The organism is Gimesia alba (assembly GCF_007744675.1).
Classification (GTDB): domain Bacteria; phylum Planctomycetota; class Planctomycetia; order Planctomycetales; family Planctomycetaceae; genus Gimesia; species Gimesia alba.
The window spans coordinates 4,856,138-4,882,334 of sequence record NZ_CP036269.1 but is presented as its reverse complement, the minus strand read 5'-3'; the positions used below and the strand labels follow the sequence as shown (position 1 = coordinate 4,882,334).

21 protein-coding genes are annotated in these 26,197 nt (G+C 49.0%); 8 read left to right on the top strand and 13 right to left on the bottom strand.

Features of this window, described 5'->3' with window-relative positions; translation table 11 throughout:
- Positions 1–413: 413 nt before the first annotated feature.
- The 3 genes from Pan241w_RS18200 to Pan241w_RS18190 all read left to right on the top strand — a co-directional run bounded on the left by Pan241w_RS18200 (position 414) and on the right by Pan241w_RS18190 (position 3,952).
- On the top strand, positions 414–1,766 hold the full coding sequence (locus Pan241w_RS18200) for an NHL repeat-containing protein (protein ID WP_145218601.1): 1,353 nt from the start codon (positions 414–416) through the stop codon (positions 1,764–1,766).
- 81 nt (positions 1,767–1,847) lie between these two features.
- The gene (locus Pan241w_RS18195; protein ID WP_145218599.1) at positions 1,848–2,762 is read left to right on the top strand and encodes a PhnD/SsuA/transferrin family substrate-binding protein; all 915 of its coding nucleotides are present in this window, start codon (positions 1,848–1,850) and stop codon (positions 2,760–2,762) included.
- Between the two features lie 191 nt (positions 2,763–2,953).
- Positions 2,954–3,952, top strand: a complete 999-nt coding sequence (locus Pan241w_RS18190) for a PQQ-binding-like beta-propeller repeat protein (protein WP_198000005.1) — start codon at positions 2,954–2,956, stop codon at positions 3,950–3,952.
- A gap of 94 nt (positions 3,953–4,046) precedes the next feature.
- Here the strand turns inward: Pan241w_RS18190 and Pan241w_RS18185 are convergent, their stop codons facing one another.
- The 7 genes from Pan241w_RS18185 to Pan241w_RS18155 form a co-directional block, all read right to left on the bottom strand.
- A complete protein-coding gene (locus Pan241w_RS18185; RefSeq protein ID WP_145218595.1) occupies positions 4,047–4,523 on the bottom strand; it encodes a cytochrome c in 477 nt (158 codons plus the stop codon).
- 134 nt (positions 4,524–4,657) lie between these two features.
- Positions 4,658–5,056, bottom strand: coding sequence for a hypothetical protein (locus tag Pan241w_RS18180; RefSeq protein WP_145218592.1), 399 nt, complete (start codon positions 5,054–5,056; stop codon positions 4,658–4,660).
- 114 nt (positions 5,057–5,170) lie between these two features.
- A complete protein-coding gene (locus tag Pan241w_RS18175; protein ID WP_145218591.1) occupies positions 5,171–6,190 on the bottom strand; it encodes a hypothetical protein in 1,020 nt (339 codons plus the stop codon).
- 226 nt (positions 6,191–6,416) lie between these two features.
- On the bottom strand, positions 6,417–7,877 hold the full coding sequence (locus Pan241w_RS18170; RefSeq protein ID WP_145218589.1) for a thioredoxin family protein: 1,461 nt from the start codon (positions 7,875–7,877) through the stop codon (positions 6,417–6,419).
- Positions 7,878–8,062: 185 nt separating this feature from the next.
- Positions 8,063–11,344: a DUF6797 domain-containing protein gene (locus tag Pan241w_RS18165; protein WP_198000004.1), complete on the bottom strand. Its 3,282-nt coding sequence runs from the start codon at positions 11,342–11,344 to the stop codon at positions 8,063–8,065.
- Between the two features lie 147 nt (positions 11,345–11,491).
- The gene (locus tag Pan241w_RS18160) at positions 11,492–11,923 is read right to left on the bottom strand and encodes a hypothetical protein (protein WP_145218587.1); all 432 of its coding nucleotides are present in this window, start codon (positions 11,921–11,923) and stop codon (positions 11,492–11,494) included.
- 506 nt (positions 11,924–12,429) lie between these two features.
- Positions 12,430–13,095: an EF-hand domain-containing protein gene (locus Pan241w_RS18155; protein ID WP_145218586.1), complete on the bottom strand. Its 666-nt coding sequence runs from the start codon at positions 13,093–13,095 to the stop codon at positions 12,430–12,432.
- Positions 13,096–13,458: 363 nt separating this feature from the next.
- Here Pan241w_RS18155 and Pan241w_RS18150 point away from each other — a divergent pair, with 363 nt between their 5' ends.
- Positions 13,459–14,061 carry a hypothetical protein gene (locus tag Pan241w_RS18150; protein WP_145218584.1) on the top strand — a complete coding sequence of 201 codons (603 nt, stop codon included), beginning with the start codon at positions 13,459–13,461 and terminating at the stop codon, positions 14,059–14,061.
- A 34-nt stretch (positions 14,062–14,095) separates the two neighbouring features.
- Here the strand turns inward: Pan241w_RS18150 and Pan241w_RS18145 are convergent, their stop codons facing one another.
- From Pan241w_RS18145 to Pan241w_RS18130, 4 genes are all read right to left on the bottom strand, one after another.
- A complete protein-coding gene (locus tag Pan241w_RS18145) occupies positions 14,096–14,701 on the bottom strand; it encodes a hypothetical protein (protein ID WP_145218582.1) in 606 nt (201 codons plus the stop codon).
- Positions 14,702–14,715: 14 nt separating this feature from the next.
- The gene (locus Pan241w_RS18140; protein ID WP_145218580.1) at positions 14,716–16,041 is read right to left on the bottom strand and encodes an FG-GAP repeat domain-containing protein; all 1,326 of its coding nucleotides are present in this window, start codon (positions 16,039–16,041) and stop codon (positions 14,716–14,718) included.
- Positions 16,042–16,201: 160 nt separating this feature from the next.
- Positions 16,202–17,320 carry a hypothetical protein gene (locus Pan241w_RS18135; RefSeq protein WP_145218578.1) on the bottom strand — a complete coding sequence of 373 codons (1,119 nt, stop codon included), beginning with the start codon at positions 17,318–17,320 and terminating at the stop codon, positions 16,202–16,204.
- 366 nt (positions 17,321–17,686) lie between these two features.
- Positions 17,687–18,805, bottom strand: a complete 1,119-nt coding sequence (locus Pan241w_RS18130) for a hypothetical protein (RefSeq protein WP_145218576.1) — start codon at positions 18,803–18,805, stop codon at positions 17,687–17,689.
- 281 nt (positions 18,806–19,086) lie between these two features.
- Between Pan241w_RS18130 and Pan241w_RS18125 the strand changes: the two genes are divergently transcribed.
- Positions 19,087–20,037, top strand: a complete 951-nt coding sequence (locus Pan241w_RS18125) for an NHL repeat-containing protein (RefSeq protein WP_145218574.1) — start codon at positions 19,087–19,089, stop codon at positions 20,035–20,037.
- A 52-nt stretch (positions 20,038–20,089) separates the two neighbouring features.
- Here Pan241w_RS18125 and Pan241w_RS18120 read toward each other — a convergent pair whose 3' ends face one another.
- Together Pan241w_RS18120 and Pan241w_RS18115 are read right to left on the bottom strand one after the other, a co-directional pair.
- On the bottom strand, positions 20,090–23,083 hold the full coding sequence (locus Pan241w_RS18120; RefSeq protein WP_145218572.1) for a M56 family metallopeptidase: 2,994 nt from the start codon (positions 23,081–23,083) through the stop codon (positions 20,090–20,092).
- A gap of 17 nt (positions 23,084–23,100) precedes the next feature.
- Complete coding sequence (locus Pan241w_RS18115; RefSeq protein WP_145218570.1) at positions 23,101–23,493, bottom strand: BlaI/MecI/CopY family transcriptional regulator; 393 nt, start codon at positions 23,491–23,493, stop codon at positions 23,101–23,103.
- 254 nt (positions 23,494–23,747) lie between these two features.
- On the opposite strand from Pan241w_RS18115, the gene Pan241w_RS18110 reads away from it, so the two are divergent.
- The 3 genes from Pan241w_RS18110 to Pan241w_RS18100 are packed head-to-tail and all read left to right on the top strand — an operon-like array spanning position 23,748 to position 26,182.
- Positions 23,748–24,146 (top strand): BlaI/MecI/CopY family transcriptional regulator, encoded by a 399-nt coding sequence (locus tag Pan241w_RS18110; protein WP_145218568.1) that lies wholly within the window; start codon positions 23,748–23,750, stop codon positions 24,144–24,146.
- Positions 24,147–24,157: 11 nt separating this feature from the next.
- Positions 24,158–25,642, top strand: coding sequence for a M56 family metallopeptidase (locus tag Pan241w_RS18105; RefSeq protein ID WP_145218566.1), 1,485 nt, complete (start codon positions 24,158–24,160; stop codon positions 25,640–25,642).
- Between the two features lie 45 nt (positions 25,643–25,687).
- On the top strand, positions 25,688–26,182 hold the full coding sequence (locus Pan241w_RS18100; protein ID WP_145218564.1) for a hypothetical protein: 495 nt from the start codon (positions 25,688–25,690) through the stop codon (positions 26,180–26,182).
- Positions 26,183–26,197 lie beyond the last annotated feature (15 nt).

Here is a 26,197-nt window from a genome sequence, read left to right as displayed (position 1 = left end):
CTGAATAGAACCTGTGACGAGATTTGTCTTAGTAGTCCAGAGAGAGTGTTTTCGGATTGTTTGCTGAAATTCACACTCGTTAAATAAGTCTTTGTTTGAAACGTGTTACTGCTCAGCAAGAAACTTGATTTGGTTCGATTTCTGAAAATGAGCAAAGATTGTTTGACTATCTGAGAAAACGTCATATTATACGCCTGTGTAGTTTATGCTCATCTGGCGAATCAAAGAGGGAGTCCTCTTTGGTGATGTTCCAATCTGGACAATTCTGAGTCCTTAAAATTTAAAGATCGAGCCGTTGTGTGCGAATGACTTCGTGTTGCAGCGATTTGTATTCAATAACGAACCGGGAGTTCTTCGAAGGGAATTCGAAGAGAGGCCCTGACACAATTCACTTTCCCATTGGGAGAACAGCGATGCGCGATTCTCATGTGACTCACTGGATGCGGCAGGCAATTTTTCTCGGATGTTGTTTCAGTCTGGCAGCGATCAGCGCGGGTGAAGCGGCAGAACCCAAAACCAAGGTTTCTGATTCAAAGCAGAAACCGGTTCAGGTACGGGTTCAAGTCCAAAATGGACAAGTCGTCCCGCTGATTTCTGGGGGGACAACTCTTAAGAAAACAGAGCCGGCCAAAGTGCCTGAAGGAACCCATGAGCAGATTGCCGTGATTGAAGTCGGCAGTAAACTCATTCTCGGCATGCGGATCAATACGTTTTGTATGGACAAGGCCGGTAATCTCCTGGCCGCCTGTGGTTCCGGCCCCGGTCAAATTCGGGTTTTTAATCCAGACGGTCAATTGCTGGATACCTGGAATGTTCGGATCGCTCCGGATGCCATCAATGTGGATCAGGACGGCACTATCTACGTCGCTGGTAGCGGAAAGTTGTTGAAGCTCGACAACAAAGGAAAGATTCTGATGACCAAAGAGGCCCCGCATGCCAAGGCGGTCAAAGAGAACAACGTCAAACTGCGCGAACAGGTGGTGCAGCAGATGAAAGCCCGGACCTCCACAGTGGTGAATATGGTTCCGCGGCTCGAAAAAATGATTCAGCAGATTAAGGATAAAAACAAGACGCCAACAGAGCAGGACAAAAAACGCATCCTGTCTTATGAGCGGATTCTGGAACAATATAAGAAAATGGAACAGACGGCCAAGAAGGTGAAGGAACCGACCGATCAGGAGATCGATGCTCAGGTAGCCGCAATGTCAAAACGGAAACTGCGGGTTTCCTCCATTTCTGCGAATGAGAAAGAGATTTTCATTGCCTGTTCCGCGATTAAAGGTTACGGCTATGAAGTCTGGCGAACTGATAAAAACTTTGATAATCCGACTGTGATTGTCAAAGGCCTTCGCGGCTGTTGCGGTCAGATGGATGTGCAATGTAATAAGGACGGAATCTTCGTCGCTGAAAACTCGCGGCACCGTGTGAACCATTATGATCGGAATGGAAAATTGATCAAGTACTGGGGAAAACGGGACCGCAACGGAGTCGAAGGATTCGGAAGCTGCTGTAACCCGATGAATGTCGCCGTTGGAAGAGCCGGTGAAGTGTATACGGCGGAATCAAATCTGGGCTATATCAAACGCTACTCGGCCGATGGTAAGTATCTCGATTTTGTCGGGAAAGTGAAATTGGTTCCCGGCTGCAAGAACGTTTCGATCATGGTGTCTCCTGATGGGGACCGGGTTTATATGATGGACCTCACCCGCAATCACATCATCGTGATGGCGCGCAAACCAACGGCGACCGCAAGCACATCTAAGTAAAAACACTGGTGGGACAATGCCGTTCCGCATGTTGCAGTTCCGTTTCCAACTGGGATCACTCGCCTGGATGAGGAGAGAAAAGTGACGTTCAAACAGATTTCATTTCACCTCATGTCTCTGGTGGCATTTCTGGCATTCAGTGGACCCACCGCGTTCGCAGGCGAAACGGCACCGGCAAAGCAGGGCAGTCCACAGTCGTTGACGTTGATTGTAATGGACCCGCTGGCAGCGCCGCTCTCCTGTCCCTGTGTGAAAGGTTACGCCCAGCGCGACTATGAGAAACTGGGTGCCTATCTGGAAAAGGAACTGGGGCGAAAGGTCGAGGTGAAGTTTTCGGAGTCACTGGCAAAAGTCGTTCCGGATAAAGCGAATCAACGTGCCTACCTGATTATCGGCAAACAATCGGTAGTGCTCGCGGATGCAGGCGTTTTAAAGCTGAAGGTACAGGGGATTGCCCGTCTATCCGATCTCAAGGGATCAACTACCCAAACCGGCTTGATTGTCGTTCCGACGAAGGACCCGGCGCAAACCGCGAAGGATTTACAGGGCTATCGCATCTTCTTCGGACCTTCTGAATGCGATGAAAAGCATCTGGCAGCGATGAACATTCTGAAAAAGGCCCATGTCTCGATACCGGAAAAGCTGGAAATCAGCGAAGCCTGTAGTGATGGTGCCTGTAAAATTCTGGAGTTTGACAAAGACGTTCGTGCCGCCGCCGTGATTTCCAGTTACGCCAAACCGCTTCTGCAAGGTTGTGGCACGATCAAAAAAGGAGATCTGCGCGTCGTGGCGGAAACCAAACCGGTTCCCTTTGTCACGGCTTTTGTGGGTGGGGATGTAAATACCGCCGAACAAAAAGAGATCAGTACGGCACTGATGAACGTGGTCACGCAGCCGGAGCTCTGCAAGTCGTTAGAATCTCTGTTGGGATTTGTGACCCTCGATAATCCGGCGGGTTCGTCTCAACCAAATACAGCGGCCTTAAAAAAAAAGTAGCTGACCCGCGGGGTGAACCATCCACGGCGGTCTGGCCCGGTTGGCTTGGGCCAGAGCGGAATGGGTCGGTTCCCCATCTGCCTGAATCTCTGCCTGCGACCGCCAATAGGATCTGGGATTATACGCTGGCGTTCCCCGGACTGGGGGGGATTGCTGCGACCGAGGACAAGGTTGTCTTTGGAGATCGCGGTTTGGATAACCAGACCGATCTTTTCCGCTGTCTGTCCGCTCGTGAGGGAAAAGTGTTGTGGGAGCTGGAATATCTGGCGCCGGGGGAACTCGATTATGGGAATTCCCCTCGTGCGACACCGCTGATTTACGGCAAGCTGGTTTTTCTGTTCGGCGCGTTTGGCGACTTGCATTGCGTGGAGTTGGCGACCGGGAAAGTCGTCTGGAAAAAGAACCTGTACCGGGAGTATGGACAGTTCGAAAAGCCGACCTGGGGTAGTTGTTCGTCACCCCTGATTATAGAGAACCGACTGATTGTAAATCCGGGTGCAAAGGAAGCCTCACTAGTGGCCCTCGATCCGCAGACTGGGAAAACCTTATGGCAGACGCCTGGTAACGCAGCCGCCTATGGTTCACTCATCGTGGGAAAATTTGGCGGGCGACTTCAAATTGTCGGCCATGACGCGGTTTCGCTGGGAGGCTGGGACGTCAAAACCGGAGCGAGACTCTGGACCGTGGTCCCGGAATTTACGGGAGACTTTAATGTTCCCACGCCATTGGCTCTAAACGGCAAGCTGCTGGTCACGACCGAAAATAACGGGACTCGTCTGTATGATTTTGAGCAAAACGGAATCATCAAACCGAAGCCAATTACGGTGAACGAAGATCTGAATCCTGATATGAGTACTCCGATTCGAATCGGCGATCAGATCTATTGTGTCTGGAATGAGATGTACTGTCTCAACTTGAAAAACGGACTGAAAACCGCCTGGTACGGAGATGACCAAGCATTTGGAGATTATGCCGCTCTGATCACCGATTCGAAACGAATCCTCGTGATCGGCAAGGGAGGGACGTTAGTGCTGGTTGACGGCAAAGCAAAGCAGTTCAAAGTCATCTCCCGGCTGGCTCTCTTTCCCAATCCGGGTACTGAGAATATTTTTTCGCACTGTGCCCTGGTAGGCAGCCGTCTTTATCTGCGTGGTGAAAGCGAGCTGATCTGTGTTGATCTGGCGAAGTAAAATTACCTGTGGGAATTGATCTCTTTCATTGGACAAAAAAACGCCTGAAAATCCGAGTGGATTATTCAGGCGATTTTGTTTCTCGTTTTTAGTGTTATGGTTTCAACTGGTGCTTGCCGTTATCGAATTGTTTGTGGCAGGCATTGCAGTTTTTCAGCATTAATGCAAATTTTGCTTTGCTGGCCTGGTAGTCTTTTACCTTCGCTGCCTTGTAGAGCTGACCACCGAACTGGCGCACCTGAATGCTATGCTGATCCCAGTCCGTGCGGTCGTTTTCAGGTTTGTGCAGCAAAAGAAGATTTCCGCCTTCTGCCAGAATCAGTGAGTCGGATTTGATGGCTTTCCAAATCTGATTATTATCCGGCTCGGTCGCGAGGGATTTCTTCAGCCGTCTGTAAGTCGGCTGGAACACATATTCCATAAATTCGTGCATGTCTGGTTCAACTGGAACTCCTGTCTGTGTTTTTTCCGCCGCAGCGGCTTGGGTTGATGAAGTCTGAGACCAGGTCACAAAAACGCCTGTTCCCAGAATCAGTCCTGCGGTCAGCAGATAGCGCACATTCAGATTCATTTTAGTTTTTCCTAAGAAATCAGTGTTAAAAATCAGGTGTGATGGGAGCGACAGCATCCATTCCAGGTGGAATCAAATTCAGATGATCTATTCACTCACGAGAAAATCAGTGAACTGTAGCGGTGGTGATCAGTTTAAATCAGTATCACATTCAGAAAAAGATAGGTTTGCTGACGGCACTTCGTCTCTAAGAGTGAAACGGTTCGATCCCATTGTTTGCCAGGACTCGATACACAATTGCGACCAGATGACAGATCCAAAGAACCGATGTCAGACAATATTCGGCTGTCTGCCTGGATTGGAATGGCAGTAGTACCATCTTCGGTCAAAGCGAACGGCCAATCTGAATGGCAGTGCCAACCTTGTGGAATCTGGGATGCGGGAGTCGCTGGGTGGTACAGTTGCAGATGTCTGACTAACTGTTGCCCGCTCAATCCCTGATGCGTGTGCTCCCAATGTAGTGGCAAGTGGCTGACGGTGAGCATCAGCAATAGGGCGAATAGTCTGTTGCAGTGGTTAGTCATGAGCCGCATCGTAAAAATTCTTCACGCAAATTGTGATGGGACAAAAACAGGCCCGTGCTCAGGCAGGCAATATCCGGATTGTAATCAGTAAAAGATCTGTCGACAACAGTCTGGGGAAAATCATCAATCAGAGCCGCCGGAATCTACTTCCCATTTCTGTAGTGAAAGTTTTACATCAGTCTGATCTTGTTTGTTTTTTAAACAATCCACCCGATGCGCTTTCCAAAGGAGTCCCAAAAACCAGGCACCCGCTAATGAGTAGCCGGCGACCAGATTCCAGGGAGCAGGCAGAACAATCAACTGGAAGAGACCATACCCGATCAGTCCCACACTGAGCCACCATGCTTCAAAGATCAGCATCGACTTGAGATACGTTTGGGAGCTGATTCGTTTTGAGACCATTCCCCGTTTGGGAGTGGAATACCGCAGCATGAGCCAGAGTACCAGCGGTATAACGGGACCAACTAACAGGTTCGGGAGTTGAAATTTCCAGGTTGCCAAGGTTGCTCCCACTGTGAAGATCAGAATTGTGGGAATGAGATACCAGTCCCACCGCTTTCGCGTCAGTAAAACTTCATCCGGAGCGGGAGTCTGGACTACATCTGGATTGTATTCCTGGAGTGGCACGGCAATTCGATGACAGAACAGTTCCCAGCCTTCTTGGACTGATTCTGACAGGCGGTGTTGGAAATAGTGAATCAGCCAGAGGCGCTCCTCGCGTTCAAAGTTGTCCAGATAGATTTTCATTTTGTCGGTCAGACTCAAGAGTGTGATGCCGCCGCCCTGAATCAGTTTCCAGCGTACCTGTTTGATACGAGACAGGTCCAGCTCTTTGCTGAACAATACGCCTTGTTGAATGACCGTTTCCTCACGGATGGTGAGAGATTCATATTTGTATGCCAGCAGCATCCAGAGCGAGCCTCCCGCCCAAAAGGACCAGAACAGACCGACAAAAACCATTAAGTACATGCGCCGATCAGGTGGTGTATCAACCCACATTGCATATACCGAAGCGATTCCCACTGTGACAAAAAAAAGCAGGAATCCAATTCCCTGGTTGCGATAGTGTTTCCTCGGACGAAATGTTCGAGACACATCTTCGGTTTGACCTAGTTCTGACGTTTTTCGATTGTTGTCGTTCACCGTCCCTTATTCCCTCTAGCGAGAGCAAATTTAATCCAAACAGAGCAGCGGGCATGAAGCTTGTTCTGCTTTTCTATGATCATCAACGCGAATAATAGAGTATAAGATCAATGAAAGATCAAATATCGCATAAATGATTGCATTCAAACATCAGAGAAAACTAGAAGCTGGTTTTAATGCACAGGCTGTAGATGTTTAGTAGTTGGGGCAAAAAAGAATTTACCTGCTATTGAGGCACGCTGCGATTGGACATGCTGCGCGTCAGCTTGTCAATAGTTTTTGAGAGACGCTGATACTCATCCACTTCCGATTTTCGGGGTGATGTTTTGAGGGGTTGAATCAGGGATCGTGCTTCTTCAAGTACATCAGCTGCTTCCTGATCGCGTTTCAATGCGATCAAACTTTCAGCAGCATCGAGCAATTGATAGGACGTTCTGTCTTCTGCTAAAAATTCCTTGATCACTTTTAACGCTTGAAGATGGCGTTCTGCTCGACGTAATTCCAGTGCGAGGAAATAGGTAGCTTGGAGCCAGTCATCGGTACCGCGTTTTGTCTCGTTGCGATACCTCTGACAGGCTTCGATGGATTTCTCCACCGGGGCGCGGTTGTGCATTAATTGTATTTGCCAGTTGAATAGTTTCAAGCGTTTTGCTTTATCACTGCCTGCATCACGCAGGCGTTGATTAATGTGGGCGATTCCTTCGTCAATTCGGTTGAGGCGAAATAGATTGAACGCTTCCCGGTTCAGAAATGCTTCGCGCGAGTCCTCTGGAATCTCGTCCAGTGCGAGTAGCCGCTGGCAGTTCGCCAACGCCTGTTCAAATTGATCACCCCACTCCAGATACGCTTGGCGTGTCATTTCTAACTGCCAGCGTACCTTTTCATTTTTGATCGTTTTAAGCGATTCGTCAACAAATTTAATGGCACCAGCATAGTCTTTTTGGGAATCAAAATATTTCAGTTTGTCAAACACAGCGTTGTCCGCAATCCATGCGGTACGGCTATTGCGCAGAGAGATGTATTTGTTTGCAATACTGCCTGTATTGTCAGTTAAATCGAGTATTTCCTCTACAGTATCCTTGTAGAAATGCAGCAGCGGTTCGTCACCACGCTCATCGATGTCCCCCAGTTGCGGCCTGATCGAATCCAGCGCATGACTAAGCAGGTTGGCACGTGATGTTCCCGATTCTGCAGCCGCAGCAGTGAACAGTGCATCGCGCTTCGTTTTTGCTTTTTGAGCAGTCGTGACCAGATTCAAGTAGTCCTGCAGGCTTGTTTTATTATCGTAGCCAGTGAGAAATGCATACGGTTTTCCATCACTGTCGGTAAGTACGACAGTCGGCGCGCCTGGTGCCAGGTAGTGGCTTTGCAGTTGTCTGAATCTGGTTTCCCGTTTCTTTTCCTCGGGAGTATTACCGAAATTGAAGTCCAGTTCCACAAACACGTATTGCTTCGACATCGTGTCCACGAATTCCTGCTTTTGAAAGATCGCCTGATCAAGCAACTCGCAGTGGTAGCACCAGCCATGTCCTGTGAAGAGAAGGAACAGGTCTTTTTTCTCGGATTTTGCGATTTGCTTTCCTTTTTCAAAATCTCGAATCCAGTCAGGCCCTGTGGCAGCATTGACTGTAACGGCAACTAGATGGAACAGACAGGCTAGCGTAAGCGGGATCCATTTTGACATCATTTAATCTTTCGAAAGCAGAACGAACGCGGGTCTTACCGCGGTATCAGGTTCTGGTGATAAGCTCCTTAGATCGACAAATTGAGGATGATCAATGGCGTATCTTTTTATCTAACTATATTCTTCTAGAAATAGTATTTTCAGAAAAATAATGTTGGGAGCCTACGTATTCTTTCTAAGAGGCGAAATTACTCACGTTTCGGTACCCCGTTGATGGTCCAGTAGATTTCTTCTTGAAACGGTAGTCCCTGTCGGTCTTTCAGATTCAGTTTCAGGTGTACCTGATTGACTGGTTTGAGGTCAGGTACGCTCAGCTTCACGCTCTTGCCGTCTGCGGAAAGCGTTGCTTGGGTGACGTTCATCTTCTCTTTCCCCGGTTGATCGGTGGTGGGAGAATACATGTCCGAGCCGTAGGCGGGGCGCCAATGGTAGTTCCACTGTTCGGCGAGATACGAATGCAAGTCGACAGCGGCTTTCGGATCGAGGGGAAAATTGAAATCGATGCGTAAACCATCCGGTTCGACCTGACAATCGGTCACCAGTGAAATCGGTTTGCCGGTATAGCGTAGTCGTTGAATACCTTGGTCGACAAGTCCCGGTCGGCCGCCACCATTCCAGCCGTCCAACCCGACCGCATAGACCTGACCATCGGCCGGATTGACCCGCGCGCGGTGAATGCCGGTGCTGAAATCAAAGGGGAGCTTGATAATGGCGGCCTGGCTGACATCATCCCATTCCTGCAGCATCAGATAATACAGCCAGCCTTTACCGAAGCTGGTGTGCAGCAGCCGCCCCGAAAGGGGACCCCAGCGTGGATCATCGATCCACAATTGTCCGCCCGAAGAATTGTCGAAGTCTTGCGGCATCCAGATCAGCGGCTGATCAAACGATTTCGGTGGGACGACTTTGCGAGGATCGATCTGTCCCCCATCGGGGGCCCAGTTGTTTCCGCCAGAATGTGTCTGCACATAACCATAAAATCCGCCCGGCTTCACCAGGCTGATTTTGGAAGCCGGAATCCAGTTGCCCTGATTGTCGCTAACGGTCATCCGGTTGTCGGGCAGCATGCCCATGCCGTTCGGTGTACGGAATCCGGTGCAGTAGACATCGCGTTGTTTTCCATCAGGAGAAACTTTGATCACCGCGCCCGGTAACGCATAGCTCGTATACTGGCCACACTTCGCATAATAAAAATTGCCTTCCGAATCGGTGTGCAGATCAAAGTTAAACGAATGGAAGAAGCGGGAGACATCGGTGTCTGCCGAAAAGCTTTCGTAGAAGTCGGCTTCGCCGTCCTGATTCAGATCATGTAGCCGCGTCAATCGATCTTTGCAGGTGACATAGATTGTGTTGTCCACCACCTTCACCCCAAACGGCTCATACAGGCCGCCGGCGAAGCGTTTCCATTTCAGATTCATTAGATCGTTGTCGATTCCAGAGACAATCCAGATATCGCCGCCATGCGTTGAGACCACCATGCGACCATCGGGAAAGAAATCGAGTGCGGACGTGCGAAACCAGGTATTCCAGGGGGTCGATTCCGGGATGCTGATCGTGTCCAGGACATAGGCGCCCTGTTCCAGGCCCGGATAACCGACGGTTTTTAAAACAGCGGGCCAGTTAGCGGGGCCACCATCAGTCAAGCTATGGGGATCGACGGGTGCTACGGAATGGTCTTCTTTTAACAGCCCTCGCAGAGCTTGCAAATCGCTTGTCCCGCTTCCCGCAAAACAAATAATCTCAACGAGTCGAGGCTTGGCATCTTCTGGGATGCTCAAGACCAGCCGTTGTTGCGAGTCCACGTTCCAACTCATCCCGTTGACATCACCTGTGACAGCGGATGTAGTAAAGGGGCCGAGTTGAGATCCCTGTGATCGTCCGCTGATGGCAATTGCGTTCCTGGCTGCACCATGTTTCTGTTTGGGCTGCGTCTCGTTTCCTGTTAATACGCCGGAGATGTTTGCTCCACTCTTCTCGGGAGTTGCCGTTGCCAGAACCAGTGCGTTTCCGGGGGCGATACGTAGTGTGTGGCGAATGGCCGTTTTTCCCGGTATCGCCTGTGGTAATTCCAGAATGTCTCGACCATCGATCTGATACGAGAGTACCAACTGCTTGCCGTGTAGATAGTGCCCGTGATAATCGAGCCATTTTTTCGGCAGCGGCCCCCGCGGATGCAGGTTTTCTCGCGGATAATCGAGTGTGCCTGCGTGGCCCCACTGCCAGCCCGCCAGATTCTTCAACGGTGTTCCCTGTGGAAGAGGCACTCCTTCACCGCGACCTCGAATATGTTGTGTCTGGCTTAAGTCGAGAAAACCGCCTTGCCAGAGTCCCGCTTGATTCAGAGTATGCAGGTCATAGGAAATTGTGGTGGCATCATCCAGCTTGACTGTCAGGGCACTGGTGGTGATCCGTCCCAGTTGCGACGCCAGTGCCGGGCCAAAGTCGCGTTCGACGTTGAGATCAAATTCGCCAGACTCTGTTCCCTTGGGAAGACTGTTCCGGTATTCCTCGGTCACTGCGGTGTAGGCCGGGTTGGTCGGTTTCATAAAAGCTTCTCGAATGTAATGTACGACCTGGTAGCGTTCTTTCGGGCTCAGGTGCTGCATCGGCCCCATCAAACCGTTGCCTTTGGAAAGCGTCAGAAACATCCGGTACGGATCGGCGCCGAATTTCAAAGGCTGTGAACCGAAGGCCCGAGCCGTGGGCAGCGACGGTTTATTGCCATCCACGCCGTGACAATTCTTGCATAGACCGTGAAAGATCCGTTTGCCTTCCTCGAAATCACGCTGGTTCATTCGCCGCAGGATGCCTGCATGATCCAGGTTTTGTGTGTCGTCTTTAACGAGGAGTTCTTCCTTCGAGGGTTTTAATTCTGCCGCACGCTGTTGACCGCCGCGAGCCACGTTGAAGACATAGCTGACTAAATCATAGAACTCGGCCTGGTTTTTCAGCGTCGTGACCAGACCTGCGGGCATCATGGATTGCTTGCCGATGGTTTTTTCATCGATTTCTGATTTAGGGACGATGATTTCCTGCTCGAGATTCGCTGCATCACGCAACACGAGAGAATCCTTCCGATCTTTTGCGACCAGACCGGAAACGAGTTTTCCATCGCTGTTCAGGATCGTGACGGTTTCAAATCCCTGTTTGATTTTCTTCGATGGAAAGAGAATCGATTCGATCAGATATTCATCCGAGATCGAATTCTGGGTTTTCGTCAGATCGGGACCCAGCGGGGTCGCCTCTTTCCCACTGTCATGACACTTGATACACGCCGCCACCGATTTGTAAAAAATCAGAGCACCTCGTTTTGGATTCCCCCGACGGTGGGCTTCTTTTGCCAATTGTTCCAGCGGGGCCTGTTTGAGTTGTTGTTCCAGGGGACTTGTCGGCGGTTGTGCATTGACGGATGGAACCAGCAAACCAATCAGACAGCAGACCACCAGATACGAGCGCAGCATCAATTTCATGGAAGTGACCTTCATCAGTGATATTTCTCGGGTTCTCAATATTAGAGAACAACTGTAGTATCACTATCTTAGAAGAGATGTGGACAACATTCCAGAATAGATCGTGGATGTGATGCAGAGAAAATCAGGAACCAGAAAACTTGGAAGCTAGGGAGTTATCTTTCGCAGGAACTTCACTCCATACTCCCAAAAATCGACATCAGGAATTTTGCGTTTGCGGACAATTTCTGACTGAAACCAGGTCATTTCATCTTCCAGAACCGACAAGCCGACAATGATCTCTGTTTGAGTCAGGTTTCTCGTGAAGAGAAAGGACGCGCCGGACTGACTGATTGACCAGCATCTTGCAGGCAAAGTCGCTTCTTCGCGAATTTCGCAAACATGGTTTACCGATGATTGTAACGAGAGAATCAACGTACCTCGCACTGTCTGTCGTTCATAGTCGCGCTGTTTCGAAAACTGGATCGAATTACGTTTTTCTGTTTTTTCCAGAAGCGTAAGAATTCGCTCCGCCGCAAGTTCTTCTGATCTTGTCGTCGGTCTTTTCAGTTCATTGATATTTGTAGAGAGCGATTGCATGAAAAGGAACTGCCTGCTGATAGGGATTGCGGGATCGAAGTCGATGTTTTCGCTATCCTAAACTTAATATATGCCTTGGTAGTTCCAACTGACACTCGCGAAGTCAGAGGACAATGAGGGGAATTCCGCATCGCAGATAGATATTGCTGCTATAGTTCTTTTTTCACTGTTGATTGATGCAATCCGTAATCGTTGTAGAACAGAACCATGTCTGGACAAAGTGAGAGGCGACCGTCTTCTGTTATTAATGCACACTAGACATCTGAAACCAATTCTTCCGTTTTATCTGTTCTGGGGACCATCGGATTCCCCTCCTTTTCAAAAACGGAATTGATTATTCAGCAGATGAGAACCGGCACGTAAAAAGTGCCAGGAATCTTTTGTTGACCGGTAAAGCGACTGTATAACACGAACTCGGAACTCGAAACTACAATCGCCCCAAGGAGTACACCACCAAAGTCGTTAATCGATTCCTGGCACCGAAAGCCTCTCAAGCCAGAATATTCTTAAAGCGCGGGTTTCTGAATACGTGGTTTCTCCGGGTTTAATTTGGTTTTGATGCGTTCAAGAATCGCCGCCTGTTCTTCGGCGTCGATTGTGCCATCCGTGTTGGAGTCGAGAGTTCGAAACAGTCGTTGCAGTTGTCTCGGAACTTCGTTTCGGCTGATGGTATTGTCCTGGTTTCGATCCAATCGCTTAAAGATATCTGCATTCAAACCAATCCCGTTTGCTCTGGGATTTCCGGTCAAAATCATAGCACGATCAATCACCACCATCTGCTCCAGGCGATTTAACATGCCGTCACCATTTGCATCGGCTTCGACCATTCGTCTTTGTAATTGTGCAGGCACCTCGTTCTGTGCAATGATACCATCCCGGTTGCGATCCATTTGTGCTAACATCTGGGTGACCATTTCAGTGGCATCTGTGGTTGTGGCCTGGGTTCCCATTCCTCCACGCATTTGATTGCCGCCACCTCCCTGCTGACACTGCCCGCCGCCTTGTCCCATCTGTTGACCGCCACCACCACGTGGGCCTCCTCCCTGTTGACCGCCGCCACCGCCACGTGGTCCTCCGCCACCGCGACCACCGCCTCCACCACGCTGGGCATAGGCATCGCCGGCAAAAATCATCAGTGCAAACAAAGTGAGTAGAAAACCAAATTTTCGCATACGTAGGATCCCCCTATCGGACTACAATTGTGAAATCTCAAAAATCCCGTCGGCCCGATCGGGTAATAGACTGTCTGCGAATCAAATTCACAGTCAGAGACACTTTGTTTCGATGATGATGAAAATAAATGAGATGGGAATCAAAACTGATTCGGGAAAAGTAGTTATCCCCGGCAGAATAAAGGTTTATGAAATACAATGGTGCCGGAACAGTGCTACCTCTATTCTATTAAACGAAACACAATTCACGATTGCTACTACAATTTTTGAGAAAAACTGGGATTGAAAGTTTTTCGTAAGCGCGAGATAACTGAATGAGACAAGAGTTCATAAAAATGGCTGGTCATATAAAGGATCGATAATGTGAAGTTGATCAGCAAAAGAAACTGGCAACGCAATTACCGGCAGACCGTGATCGACCTGATTCACGAATGCTTCCCGCCGAATCAATATCTGGCCGAAATTGACGGACCGCAGTTGGTACGGTCTGAAGGTCCAGTCTTCGACGAAATCCTGTGCGACTTTGCTGGTAAAACCTGGGATCAGCTGGATCACACGTTGATCACACATCATCAGGACGCACCATTGTTCATGTCATATGAGGGGTTCCTGAAATTCCTGCCTGCATTTTTAATCGACTTGTTCCGTGAGGACACACAGGTATTGCATATTGTCTGGAACAGTCTGCTGGAATTTCGGTTCGAAGTACGTCCATCGCATTCGCAGATTGAATTAAACAACGATCAGATTCTGTGCTGTATCCTCTCCTTCGTCCGATCCAGCAATTTTCCGCTGGATACGATGATCCCCCGTCGCACTGCTGAGGAATATTTTCACAACCCCAGCCCGGAAGCGGCTTTTAATATGCTGACACTGGGCCTGTCCCACGAACGCATCGCCACAATCCAGTCCCAGATTGAACAGATTAATGATTGTTTCGTGATCGAACGCTGGGACCAGGGTTAAGTTCGAACTGATCAAATTCAAAAATGCGGTTCCATTATTTGTTTGCTTCTACTACCAGTGAAACCTGTAGCTTGACTGCAGCTGGTTTCAGGCAGCGCTGCTCATCACAGGCCTGATAGCTGACGCTACAGCTAATTCGTTTTTCTCCCGGTTGGGCAGATTGTTCTACTAAAATCTTTTGACGAACTTCAATCTTTCCCATATAAGCGGGGTGCCGGTCGAGTGACATCGATCGCTCTGGCTCGGGAGTTAGCCATTTTCCTGTAGACTGAAGTCCCGCAGGCAGGTCCAGCTCCAACCGAGTTGCCAAGTCGGCAGGTTGCGCATCCATCGTGCGAATTTCCCACAGTGGCGCGATCTCAAACAGGACCGAGAGTTCGATTGTCTCACCTGGTTTAACGTGACTCTTGGGAACGCGGAGCGTCACAGAGACCGGCTTTCCCTCGACGCGATGCGTCAACTCAGTTGGTCTGCGTTCGACTTCAGTGATTTTCGTTTGAGCGAGATCTACGGAAGGACTACTACCCACATCGTGTTGCTGTTCAACGGGCTTTTCACAACCAAGCAGGGAAAGGCCGAGATAGAGGATCAACAGAAGCGACAACGTTGTCCGATGTTTCTTAGAAGTGGAAGCATGCATGTTCAAGACGCAGATTACTTTCTTAGAAACAGCCAGACGTAGCCGTGGGAATGTGCCAGATCATAGCTGTGATTTCCTTTGTGAGCCGTACTGGCAAGCAGGGGCCGCATCTGATTGACATATTCTGCTTCGAATGCTTCCATTTTTTTTGCTTCCGGGCTGTCCTTCAATGCTTTGTAGGCTGTTGACCATTCTTCGTTTGCTTGATCTGTATAGATTCCATCGCCGGGATACCGTTTTCTGATATTATCCTGGAGAGTTTTCAGTTTAAGTCTGTATGGCTCAACAGCTTGTTTCAGTTCTGTCTGCAACGTTTTGACCTGTTGTTTCTCTTTGGCAGTCAGGTCCTTGCGAAAATCAAACGCCGTACAGTAGTCCCCCAGAATCAGATCCAGCTTACCATCTTTGTTATAGTCGACGACTTCAATTTGAGAACGGACTCCCGGAGCAATGTCCTGTTCACTCCAACGTATCAGACCATAACCAAAACCGGCATGCTTGGGGACGAGTATTTGGCCTTCTGCGAACTGGGGGGCAGTTTTTGATCCCACGTTACGAAACCAGACCACGCTGCCATCATCACTGCCTGAGAGAATGTCCCACAGGCCGTCCTGGTTCCAGTCGGCGACGACGGGACAGCAGTGCGCTTCAACTTTGAGTGGCTTATTGCCCGCGTGAACCGTTTGGTTTTCGTCCGCAAAGACGTACTTTTTAGCATTCCCTTCGTTCAGTCGCAGTTTTAGATGTCCGTCAAAACAGCCGATCAACAGGTCTAAATCACCGTCGGCATCCCAGTCGACCGGAGTGTAAAAACTGCCAAATGACTGACTCTTTCTTTTTTGGTCGACTGCAAAACGAACCGGAATTCCAGCTTTGTCAACCAGCTCGATCGGGGCGGCAAATTTGTGATCTGGCAAACCTCGGAAATAGTAACAGTAGCCGGGATCGTAAGAACTGCTGATAAAATCTCTGATACCGTCTCCGTCCAGATCAACAAACCGGGGCTGCCCCCCAACGCAACAATAAATATTGACTTTTGCGTCTTTGCCAGCGGCTTGAATTTTTCCGACGCTGGTATAGATGGGGGCGTCGTTGCGCCCCACGTTTTTATAGAAATGAAATTTCCCACTGAAATCTCCCAGAATGAGATCATCGAGTCGATCCCCGTCCAGATCCTCAATGCAGGGACTGCTGTGCCCTACGGCGGCTCCGGTATCGATGAATTTACCGTCAGCCTGCAAGCGGACCGGTTTTTCAAACACGTCATCTGCATGAACCGGAGCAGACAAATTGAGGAAACAAGCCAACGCAGACAGTATTTTCAGCCAAGGTGAAGTCATGATATTCTCATTTATGGTTTGGAAATGCTCCGGTTATTTTGAAACGATGATTTCCGACAGAGGTTGAGATTCAGTCATCTTTCAGATTTGTCTTTTCATTTCTCCATTAGTTCTGTTTTCCATTAATTCATCTGCAGAGGAAAAGCATGTAATTTTACATCTAAGGTTGTTCCAGTTGATTAACCAGATCAATGGCAACCCAGCCTGTATGTTGCCGGTTCAGCAACCAAAAGCCTGTTGCGCCTGACTTATCCCCATCGATCACGTTGGACGGATGAAACGTTCGCTCATTACCATGATATTCTTTGGCGAAGGCTGAGCTGTTCTGGACTAAATTGATGGTACCATCGAAGACTTCGATCTCTCCCAGTCCGCCTCCTTTCTTGAGATACTTTGTAATATCAACTTTGATCTGGTCAAACCGGACATTGGGAGGTCGGATCACACGATAGGCTGGTGCATCCGGTTTCCAGGGGACTCGTACCACCTGTCGCCAGACTGATTTGCCTTGATATAGAAGTGTCACAATACATTCGTCCGTACCATGATTGGCATACTCTCCGTTATGTTGATTCCAAATCACAATTTTATCAGACGACAGTGGTATCTGCAGTAACTTTTTGTTGCGATCTACACACTCAATCGCGGGTAATCGGGGGCGGGCCAGCAGGTACCAGTAACGGCCGCGCAGTAAGTAGGCTTTGCGAGTAACTCCTTTTTCTTTTTCCGCAACTTTCCACCAGGCATCCGCCAGTTTGGCCTGTTCTTCCGGAGTCACTGGTCGTTTCAGGTCGGCAGCAGCAGTTGCCTGTAAATCAGGCGAATCAGATTTGGTAAGTAATTTCAAGCCCGCCTGCCAGTCTCCCTTGTCCAGGCAATAAAAATTACCAATAGTCCTGCAGGCTTCCGGATCTTTTGACTTCTGCATTAACTCGTAAACGGAACCTAATTTATGGAATTCCCGCTTCAGCCGATTGACTTCTTTGATAGTGGCAATGACTTCTGACTGGAGTTCCCGATTACGTGTCTTGATTGCATCTCTGCGTAAATCTGACGAAAGCTTCAACGCCAGATCATAATCGTTCTGACTGACCGCTTTTACGACCGCAGAAAACTCAGGGCCCGATACCTGATTGAAAGGGTCTGGTTGCGATGATGTCTGAGCGATGCCAACAGAGAGACCAATCGTTGAAAGCAAAAACGAGACTACAATCCGTATCCCAGCACGTTGAAAGATTCCGGGACGAAACAAAACAGGAAGACAGAGAGATAATTTCATCAGTAGTGGTTTCCAGAGATCAGTTGGCAGATCATCGAGTCATCGAGAGAGAATGAGCGCCTCGGCAAATTAGGATTACGAATATCATTGTAAATGATCTACGTACACTGTACGGGGTGGTGTGTACAAAAGTCAAATCGTCAACCTGATCTCGGTGATTCCAGCTGTGTGTGGATCCGAAAAATGGTCCATTTGAATGTTCCAGTGAGCAGAGTAGTGTTTCTAAATTCGAATGCCTCTTTGCAAATGGAAGGAACCGGGGCTAACGCCCTTCGGCTAATAAGTCATTCCGGCTGGGGAATCTCCGCAGGTCATAATCTCCCTTAGCCAGCAAGCGGTTCGGTTTTAAAATACAGCCCGGTTTTTTCATTGCTGCTGCAGGTAATTGATCATGTCGATCAGTACCCAGCCTTGTTGACCATTATTTAACAGCCAGTACCCCGTTGCACCCGATTTGTCTCCATCTGTCACGTGGCGGGGATGGAATTGCCGATTCTCTTCAAAATATTCCTTCGCGACAGCCGAGCAGTTCTGTGAAAGATTGATCGTTCCGTCAAAGACTTCCACTTCTCCCAGACCGCCACCTCTACCTCGAAAATTTGTGACATCAACGCGTACCTGATCGAAGCGGACATGGGGAGGCTTCACTGTCGCGCTTGCGGGGGCATCAAGCAGCCAGGGTAGACGTACTGACTGACGCCAAACGGGCTTACCTTGATACAACAATGTTACCACGCACGCGAGAGTTCCCCGATCACCATTGACTCCATTGTGTTGATTCCAGATCACAATTTTGTCGGCTTCTAATGGAATGAAGGAGAGTTGTTTATCTCGATCCAGGCGATCTACAGCTGATAATCGGGGACGGGCCAGCATATACCAGTAACGTCCTCTTAAGAAATATGCTTTTCGTGATTTTCCTTTTTCTTCTGATGCAACTTTCCACCAGGCATCTGCCAGTTTTGCCTGTTCTTCTGGAGTCACCGGTCGCTTCAGGTCAGCAGCTGCGGTTTTTCTCAGGTCGGCGGAATTGGATCTGGTGAGCAGATGCAATCCTGCTCTCCAGTCTCCTTTTTCAATGCAGTAGAAATTACCAATGATCCGGCAGGCTTCTGGATCATTCGATTTTTTCATGGCTTCATAATCGGATTGAAGTTTATCAAATTCGCGTTTGAGCCGATTCACTTCTTTGATCTTTGCAAAGATCTCTGTCTGGAGTGTCTTGTTTCGTGTCTTCAAGGCATCTTTACGTAAAGCAGAGAGCAGTTTGAGTGCCTGATCATAATTGTTCTGGCTTAATGCCTTCGTCACTTCAGAGAACTCCAGCGGGATTTCCTGGTCAAACGGGTCCGACACAGGCGGTGTTTGAGCGAAAATGTCTGGAAGAGTCGGACCCGAAAGCAGTAAAAGAACGAGTGAGAACATCACAACACGCTGACAGCAGTCGGGGCGATGTAAGGAGGGAAGAGTGGGAGACAATATCATCAGTAGTGAATTCCATGAATTGTAGTTGAATCACAGGAGAGAGCGGAAAAGTATCTGAAACCGCATCTCGAGAAAAAACCTCATATGACTTTCATATGAGGTTATGCTCTCTGAGCACCATAAAATACAGTATGCACAAAAGTCAATATCATGCTTCTCCTTCTGACCGATTATTGTTAGTTTCAGAGTATGTCGTTCACTGTTATGATGGAAGTACACTGATTTGAAGCTGACTTAAACATAAAATGACTCTCCACTTACCTTAAATGGAATCTCGAATTATGAAACGTGTCTCGCAATTTCTGATTGTTCTTATCTGTCTGTTGATCAACGCCTCCGCTTTTGCTGAGCGGCTGGTGCTGGTGGGGGCGTCTTACCAGAAAAATATTCTCGCCATCTGTGATGCGGACGGGAAAGTACTCTGGTCGTATCAGACGGAAGGGCCTGAGAAGGGACACGCCGGCCATCATGATGTGCAACTGCTGCCGAACGGCAATATTCTGTTTCATGACAGCTGGACCGGGCTGAAAGAGATCACGCTGGGTAAAAAAGTGGACTGGACCTACGACTCCGCGACCATGAACGGCAATGCGGGCAAACGGGTCGACGTGCATGCGTTCAAGCGGCTGCCCAACGGCAACACTGTGATCGTCGAAAGTGGCGTCGGGCGGATTATTGAAGTCGACCAGCAGGGCAAGCTCGTGCATCAGTTCCCGCTGAAAAAGGGGGGCACACAATCCACGCGGCTCGTACGGATTACGCCTGCCGGTACATTTCTGGTCTGTTCCGAAAATCCCGGTGTGGTGACCGAATACAATCGGAAGGGCGAAATCATCTGGGATTATTTGACGAATACTCGCGTGTATGGTGCGATTCGCCTCAACAACGGCAACACGCTTATCGCCTCAGGCAGTGGCAACAGTGTGCTCGAAGTCACCCCGGACAAAAAAGTCGTCTGGGAAATCAAAGGCAAAGTTCCTGACACCGACGTCGAACTCAAATGGACCACCTGCCTGCAGCAGTTGGAGAATGGCAATCTGGTGATCGGCAACTGTCACGCGGGGCCGAACAATCCACAGATACTGGAACTGGACGGCGACAGAAACGTCGTCTGGGAATTCGACGAATTCGATCTCGTCGGCAACGGTCTGGCCTGCTGGGAGATTCTGGATGATGAACAATCAAAGTTGGTGCGGAAGTGGCTGAAAGCACTCACGACAAGAAAGCTCTAAGGCGAAACTGCTGCCTTTGCACCCTGCTGGTTTCTGAGTACGGATCGTTACTTTACTTTTCGGGAATCAGGAGAGATGGTTTCTTTCCCTCCAGTGCGTTGTCGATTTGCTCACGCACAATAAACTCAAGAATGCGCATGGATTGGTGCATGGCTTCTTCTTCAGAGAGGTTTTCCTGGAACTCTAAAGGAATCTTCAGTTTTGTGGCGGCGTAATAATAGTAATTCTCAAAGTGATGATCGACTGCAGAATCGGTACTCATGACGATGCGGCCATCACGACCGATCAGGAAGGCATTCATCTCACCAGGATCGGAGTATTTTTTAAGGGTCGTTCCTACTTTGAGATTCGTCCCCGAGTCGATGGCTGCTAATGATTTCGATTGTCGGAAATTCTGATACGCGTTGATTTGATCCGGAGTTGTCCCTACAGGGTGAATGTCGATGAAGACCACACCTTGTGCGGCATATTTCTGCTGGATCTGTTTTAACCAATCCATCATCATACGCAGCTGAGGCCGCATTTCGTCCTGGATATTTGAGAAAGCAGAGATGTCCATAAACAACAGTACGACGACTTTTCCTCGAAAGTCGTCCAGATTTCTAGTTTTGCCATCCAGCCAGCGTGCCACTTCGAGAGTTGGTGCGATTTCACCCACCTGCAATTTCGGCGCGTATTCGGGTGAAGGCGGAATTGGTTGCGGCTCGCCGGCATGATATTTATTGCCATCAATCTCATTCTCGTAAATCGTGCCTTTCGGGAATTCCAGCGTCAGCGTAGCCGGTTCGATGGCTTTACGTGGCGTGAATTCGGTGGCTTCCCAGATTTTCACGTGTCCCGGTACCAGAGGCAGTTCGGGAAGTGGACGATCCTCTAAATTTTCAACGCCGATTTCCTTGATCTGCTTTTCAATCCCAAGGCTGTCAAACGTGTATTCCTGATATTTGATCCGCACTGGATAATATCCGTCAGCCACTTTTTTCACTTCCAGAACTTCAGTTTCATGATGCAAGCCTCTCACGACTTTGTTCACATCATCGACCAGCGCCGATTCCAGGCGTAAAGGAAGATAACCTTGTGCAGGATCGATCCAGGCCCGTATCCGATTACGCAGACCGGTTTCTTTATTCACGGGAGCAAAGAATCCATCTATCAGGATCACCGGCCGGCCTTGGTACTCAACACGACCGATCATCTGATAGTGATCGGTAGATCTCGACATCGCATAGTCCAGACCGCTAAGATAATTTTCGTTCCACTTAAATTCTTTGAGACCCAGGGGCGCGATCGTTTTGAACGAATAAATATCACTGAGCTTGTTTCCGATTTTAGCGCGTGTGAAACGATTGTCAGGACCATTACCATACCAGTGTCGCATCGGTGGTTGATTTTTATTTGACCAGGAGATCATTTTGATCGAATGGTAGTGCGTATTCAAGTTCTCAGCGGGCCAGACGGGGCCTCGATTCAGCTCAGCCTCCGGATTTTTCGCATCAGTAGACCAGCGGTAGTGAAAAGACTTGCCATCCGTCCAAAGATAACGATGCTCAGCCACGCTTTCGCTGAGACGTGTTTTAATCGCTTCCGGCGTCAGATTTTCTTTGAGCCGTCTTGATTTCTCGACGAAGTCTAGTGTGATCATTCGAAAATAATCGTCGTTCTCCAGAATCTGTTCTCTAATCTGTTTGATTGCATTACTTAATTCGACTCGATCCAATTTCAGGATCATTTCGAGGCCCTTTAATTGCCTTCGGTCCTCATTGATACAATTCATATTATCTTGTGTCAGCACGCGGTAGGTCATCTCGACTGGCATCAGCTTTTTGAAATTCGCACGATAACCGGCCAGGATTTCTTCCACTGTCGGCAGCGTCTGCTTGTCTACAACGGTCGGTGTCCGGGGCGCGGATTGACCCAGCATTGGTGCGAACGGTAGCAGAACGATCGCTATGACAACGGTGACGAATTTCATCCAGTGCGAGACGTTTCGATTCAATGAATCACACATGATACGTTTGAGCCGCTGTTCCAACACGTCTTGTGAACCGATGCCGGTCGCTCCCATGACGCGCTGCGGATGTGAGACAAAACCAATTGCTTTGACCAGGACTTCGGCGTAAGACCGCCGCTTCTCAGGCAGTGTTTCCACAACCCAGGCATCACAGCACGCTTCTTCCGCGATTCGAATTTCACGTCGCACCCACCACAGCATCGGGTTCCACCAGTAAACGCCGGTTGTCAGTAATTCAAGCAGCCGCACCAAATGATCTCTGCGGCGGTAATGTGCCAGTTCGTGTAGTAACAGCGTTTCTATCTCCGCATCGTTCAACTGCTCCAGTAATCTGCTCGGTAAAATAATCCGAGCCCGACTGAAACAAGCCCATAGCAGTGGCGAAACGTTTCCCGAAACCATTTCAATTTGCGGCACCGACTTCAAACCGATCCGTTGTGCCAGTGTTTTAGCGGTCTCATTCAGCTCTAATGACGCCGGTAATGCCTGACGCAGATACTTCTGAAAACGGATAATTCGCCAGATCGCCAGCAGAAACCAGGCCGTTGTTCCCGTGAGCCAGATGAGCGTGCATACTCGAGTCGTTAATTCTGCTCCAGTAAGAGGTTCCGCAAAGATTTCGACTTGCCAAGCTGACTTCGAGGCTGTCTCTTCATATGGGGGAATCGAGGAGAGAAATTGAGAAAGTGTTTCCTGAGCAGGAACCTGCTTGCCGGGCAGCCTGTCGTTCATTTTATCTGAAGCCGGAACTGTCTTTGGATGAACCGGTGGGATCGTCTGCTCTGCCTCTGCAGACTCAGTGGCTTCTTCCGGGCGGATCTGTCTTTCAGCAACAGTTGCTTTTTGAAATTCAGATGTAAACAACGTAAATTCCGGCTGCCAGTAGGCGGGAGTAATGAGTTTCACGAGAATTAACAGCAGGCAGAGGTGCAGCATCGCCGGGTTTTTGATCCAACGTCGCAGCAACATCAGTATTGCGAACAAAATTGCTGCGACGAGCGCGTTGCTCAGCATGAGATTCAGCAAGGTATTCATATCCAACTCCGTTTGGTTTAGTGTTTCGCTTGCTTTGCCAGATCTTCAATCAGATCCATTAAGACTTTCTGCTGTTTTTTGCTTAGATCGTGATGCTGTGCCAGTTGTGTCAGGAGCGGTGTCAACGAACCTTCGCAGAGGGTTTCCGCAACGTCCTGCAGACGGCGGCCGACCAGATCGTCGCGTGCGATTGTCGCTTCATAAATGAAAGCAATGCCAGAGGATTCACGCTGTACGAAGCCTTTCGTCTCCAGGCGTTCCAACAGTTTTTTGACGGTCGAGTAATAAGCGTCGACCCACTGCGGCTCCAGAAATTCGGTAATCCCGCGAATTGTGAGCGGCCCTTTACGCCACAACACCTGCAGGACATTCAATTCTGCTTCCGTTACATCACGGGGTTGTTTCACCATTCCAGTCTCTCCTTTGTCTGGGACATAATGTCGCAGGTAGGGTAGGACAATTTGTCCTAGGTGTCAAGAGAGAATCATTCTTTGAGAGGAAAAAGAAAATAACATGATTTATCTCAACTCCAGTTCATGGCTTACGTGACTGAAGATGAATTGAATCAATGATTTATTTGACGTATAGGGTTGACTCTCATGCAAAATGCATTAAGGTCTCATGCAGAATGTATGAGAGTGGTTGGTCAATCAGGAATTGAATCATGGCAAAGAAAGCAAAAGCTCCAGAGGTCAGCGATGTGACAGACGCGGAATTGTCTGTGCTGGAAATCCTGTGGGAGGAACCGGACGGGGTGGCGGTGCGTGAGATTGTGTTGAAGATGTATGGTCGGCACGAACATTCTCTGCACGGCGGTGTAAAAAGTTTCCTGGATCGACTGATGGAGAAAGGGTTGGTCCAGGTCGATAAGACGGGCTTTGCGCATCGTTTTTCGGCGACCATCAGCCGTGAGGCTTTTGTCGGTCGGCAATTAAAAAAGATGGCGGACAGTCATTTTGGCGGTTCACTGGCACCGATGCTGCTTTCATTAGTGAATCAGGTCGAATTCAGTGACAAGAATCGTGCGGCGATTGAGAAAATGATCAAAAATATCAAAGACTAGGAACCTTCCTGATGCAAACCCTGCTTCATTTTCTGATTTGGAACATGCTGCTGGTCATGGTAGCAGCTGCAGTTCTCTGGCTGCTGGGAGCGACGCGAATTTTGCGAGAACGCCCCGCACTCCGGCACTGTCTCTGGTTTATTGTGCTGCTGAAATTCGTGACGCCTCCACTGGTCTCTGTGCCGATTTTACCTGTGTTACAAAACGAGCAGACATCTCATGAGACGTTGCCCGCGATAAGTCAAAACGAAAAACAAATCACTGATATCGAAGAGACATTCAACGCGACCGCTTCTGAAGGTGTCTTCGAACCACTGTCAAACCAGCGTGCAATCGACTGGTCTCGCATTACGTCTTTTGCGTTCATCGCTGCCGTCTGTTTGAGTTTGTTGGGGACACTCGTTATCTGGTTACAGGCGGTACGGCAACTGTTCCGATTACGCAGAATGCTGGTCGATGTCTCGGGGGGCTCAACGGGAACAGCGGAATTGGTGAACGATGTTTGTGCAACGTTCAAAATCAGAAATGTTCCCAGTCTGGTTGTGGTTGATGCCGTCTGTTCGCCGATGCTCTGGGTTTCCATTCGTCGTACCATGCTTATTTTGCCGCGGCGTTTTATTGAGAAATCAAGTGAAGAGCAACTTCGTCAGATTCTTTCGCATGAACTCGCCCATCTGGTTCGCTATGACCATCTTTCCAGCTGGCTTGCCTTTATTGTGACGAGTCTGTTCTGGTGGAACCCCATTGCCTGGTTCGCCCGTCGGGAAATGCTGATGGCGATGGAAGCCTGTTGTGATGCACTGGCGATGGAACGATCGTCGGGTTCACGGCAGTCGTATGCAGAAACCTTACTGGCGGCTGTTGACTATGCTACTCACAGTTCCTCTGTGCCAACCGGGTTGGTAGCACAGTTTGGTGAAACACAGTCCCTTAAAAGGAGAATCGAAATGATTGCCAGTTCCCGTGTCAAATCCAGATTATCCGGTACGAGTCGTCTCGTCGTTTTGAGTTGTGGACTTGTTGTGCTCACGTTGATTCCAGTCCAGGCACAACAAGATACACCCTCACAATTAAAGACCCCGGTAACTATCACGGTCGAGGAGAATGCACAGAATACACCGGTAGCAGAAGAAGGTGAAAAACAGGAGGACGCGTTTCCTAACACCGCTGAAAAAAAACTGCCTACTATTGAGAACGCGAGACTGATCTCCTGGTCGGGCAACGAGTCATCCTGCAGAGCCTATTTCTTTAAGACAGAAAAGGTGGCCGAGTCGTTTGCCAAATTAATCGCTGCGTTCAAGATTGCCACTCGAATTCAGGTTGTGATTTCAGAGGATGAGCCAAGTCTGACCGATTACGGCAAGAAAAGAATGGTAATGCCCCCTAATCATGCGAGGCAGCATGAACTCGATTCGGACAATTATGTGCTGTTGTATGGCACACGAAAAGAGCACGCCCGTATCGAACAATTGATGCGTGCTTTAGGTGCTGAGTAGCGGCACTATGAAGTCAATCTCTGTATTTAGAAGAGGAGAAGAAAAATGGTTGGTCATCCCCGAGTCAAATCCACTGAGTCTGGTTCCCGTTTTACTGTCATACTCTGTTACGGATTGATTGCCCTGATTCTGTTACCTGTTGCGGGGAGCCCGCTTAGCACTCCGGCTGCAGCACAGAAAGAGAAAAAGCGACATCCTCGTGTTAACACACCGGAGGCTAACCTGCCCAAAATCAAGAATGCAAAACTCATTTCCCTTTCGGGAGTCGATTCTTCACTGAGAGCATACTTCTTTAAAAGTAAACAGGCTGCAGAATCGTTTGCACAAGCCATGGAAACGTTCAAGATAGCCACGCGGTTTCAGCTCGTTGTTTCCACAACAGAGGTTTCCGTGCTTGATATGGACCGGAAGAGAACCGTCATGCCCCCCAGTTGGGCCGACCAGTTCGAGATTCAATCCAGTAAAGTCATTTTACTGGAAGGGACTCGCAAGCAACACGCCCATGTTGAAAACGTCATGAAGATTATAGGTGCTGAATGATCAATCTTCAAAACA

What these genes read in the sequence shown, in the direction of transcription:
- Pan241w_RS18125 (WP_145218574.1), top strand. Translation starts at nt 19,087, where the DNA reads ATGAAACGTGTCTCGCAATTTCTGATTGTTCTTATCTGTCTGTTGATC.
- Pan241w_RS18100 (WP_145218564.1), top strand. Translation starts at nt 25,688, where the DNA reads ATGGTTGGTCATCCCCGAGTCAAATCCACTGAGTCTGGTTCCCGTTTT.
- Pan241w_RS18115 (WP_145218570.1), bottom strand. Translation starts at nt 23,493, where the DNA reads ATGGTGAAACAACCCCGTGATGTAACGGAAGCAGAATTGAATGTCCTG.
- Pan241w_RS18135 (WP_145218578.1), bottom strand. Translation starts at nt 17,320, where the DNA reads ATGAAATTATCTCTCTGTCTTCCTGTTTTGTTTCGTCCCGGAATCTTT.
- Pan241w_RS18120 (WP_145218572.1), bottom strand. Translation starts at nt 23,083, where the DNA reads ATGAATACCTTGCTGAATCTCATGCTGAGCAACGCGCTCGTCGCAGCA.
- Pan241w_RS18130 (WP_145218576.1), bottom strand. Translation starts at nt 18,805, where the DNA reads ATGATATTGTCTCCCACTCTTCCCTCCTTACATCGCCCCGACTGCTGT.
- Pan241w_RS18105 (WP_145218566.1), top strand. Translation starts at nt 24,158, where the DNA reads ATGCAAACCCTGCTTCATTTTCTGATTTGGAACATGCTGCTGGTCATG.
- Pan241w_RS18200 (WP_145218601.1), top strand. Translation starts at nt 414, where the DNA reads ATGCGCGATTCTCATGTGACTCACTGGATGCGGCAGGCAATTTTTCTC.
- Pan241w_RS18185 (WP_145218595.1), bottom strand. Translation starts at nt 4,523, where the DNA reads ATGAATCTGAATGTGCGCTATCTGCTGACCGCAGGACTGATTCTGGGA.
- Pan241w_RS18155 (WP_145218586.1), bottom strand. Translation starts at nt 13,095, where the DNA reads ATGCGAAAATTTGGTTTTCTACTCACTTTGTTTGCACTGATGATTTTT.
- Pan241w_RS18170 (WP_145218589.1), bottom strand. Translation starts at nt 7,877, where the DNA reads ATGATGTCAAAATGGATCCCGCTTACGCTAGCCTGTCTGTTCCATCTA.
- Pan241w_RS18160 (WP_145218587.1), bottom strand. Translation starts at nt 11,923, where the DNA reads ATGCAATCGCTCTCTACAAATATCAATGAACTGAAAAGACCGACGACA.
- Pan241w_RS18165 (WP_198000004.1), bottom strand. Translation starts at nt 11,344, where the DNA reads ATGAAATTGATGCTGCGCTCGTATCTGGTGGTCTGCTGTCTGATTGGT.
- Pan241w_RS18140 (WP_145218580.1), bottom strand. Translation starts at nt 16,041, where the DNA reads ATGACTTCACCTTGGCTGAAAATACTGTCTGCGTTGGCTTGTTTCCTC.
- Pan241w_RS18110 (WP_145218568.1), top strand. Translation starts at nt 23,748, where the DNA reads ATGGCAAAGAAAGCAAAAGCTCCAGAGGTCAGCGATGTGACAGACGCG.
- Pan241w_RS18145 (WP_145218582.1), bottom strand. Translation starts at nt 14,701, where the DNA reads ATGCATGCTTCCACTTCTAAGAAACATCGGACAACGTTGTCGCTTCTG.
- Pan241w_RS18180 (WP_145218592.1), bottom strand. Translation starts at nt 5,056, where the DNA reads ATGCGGCTCATGACTAACCACTGCAACAGACTATTCGCCCTATTGCTG.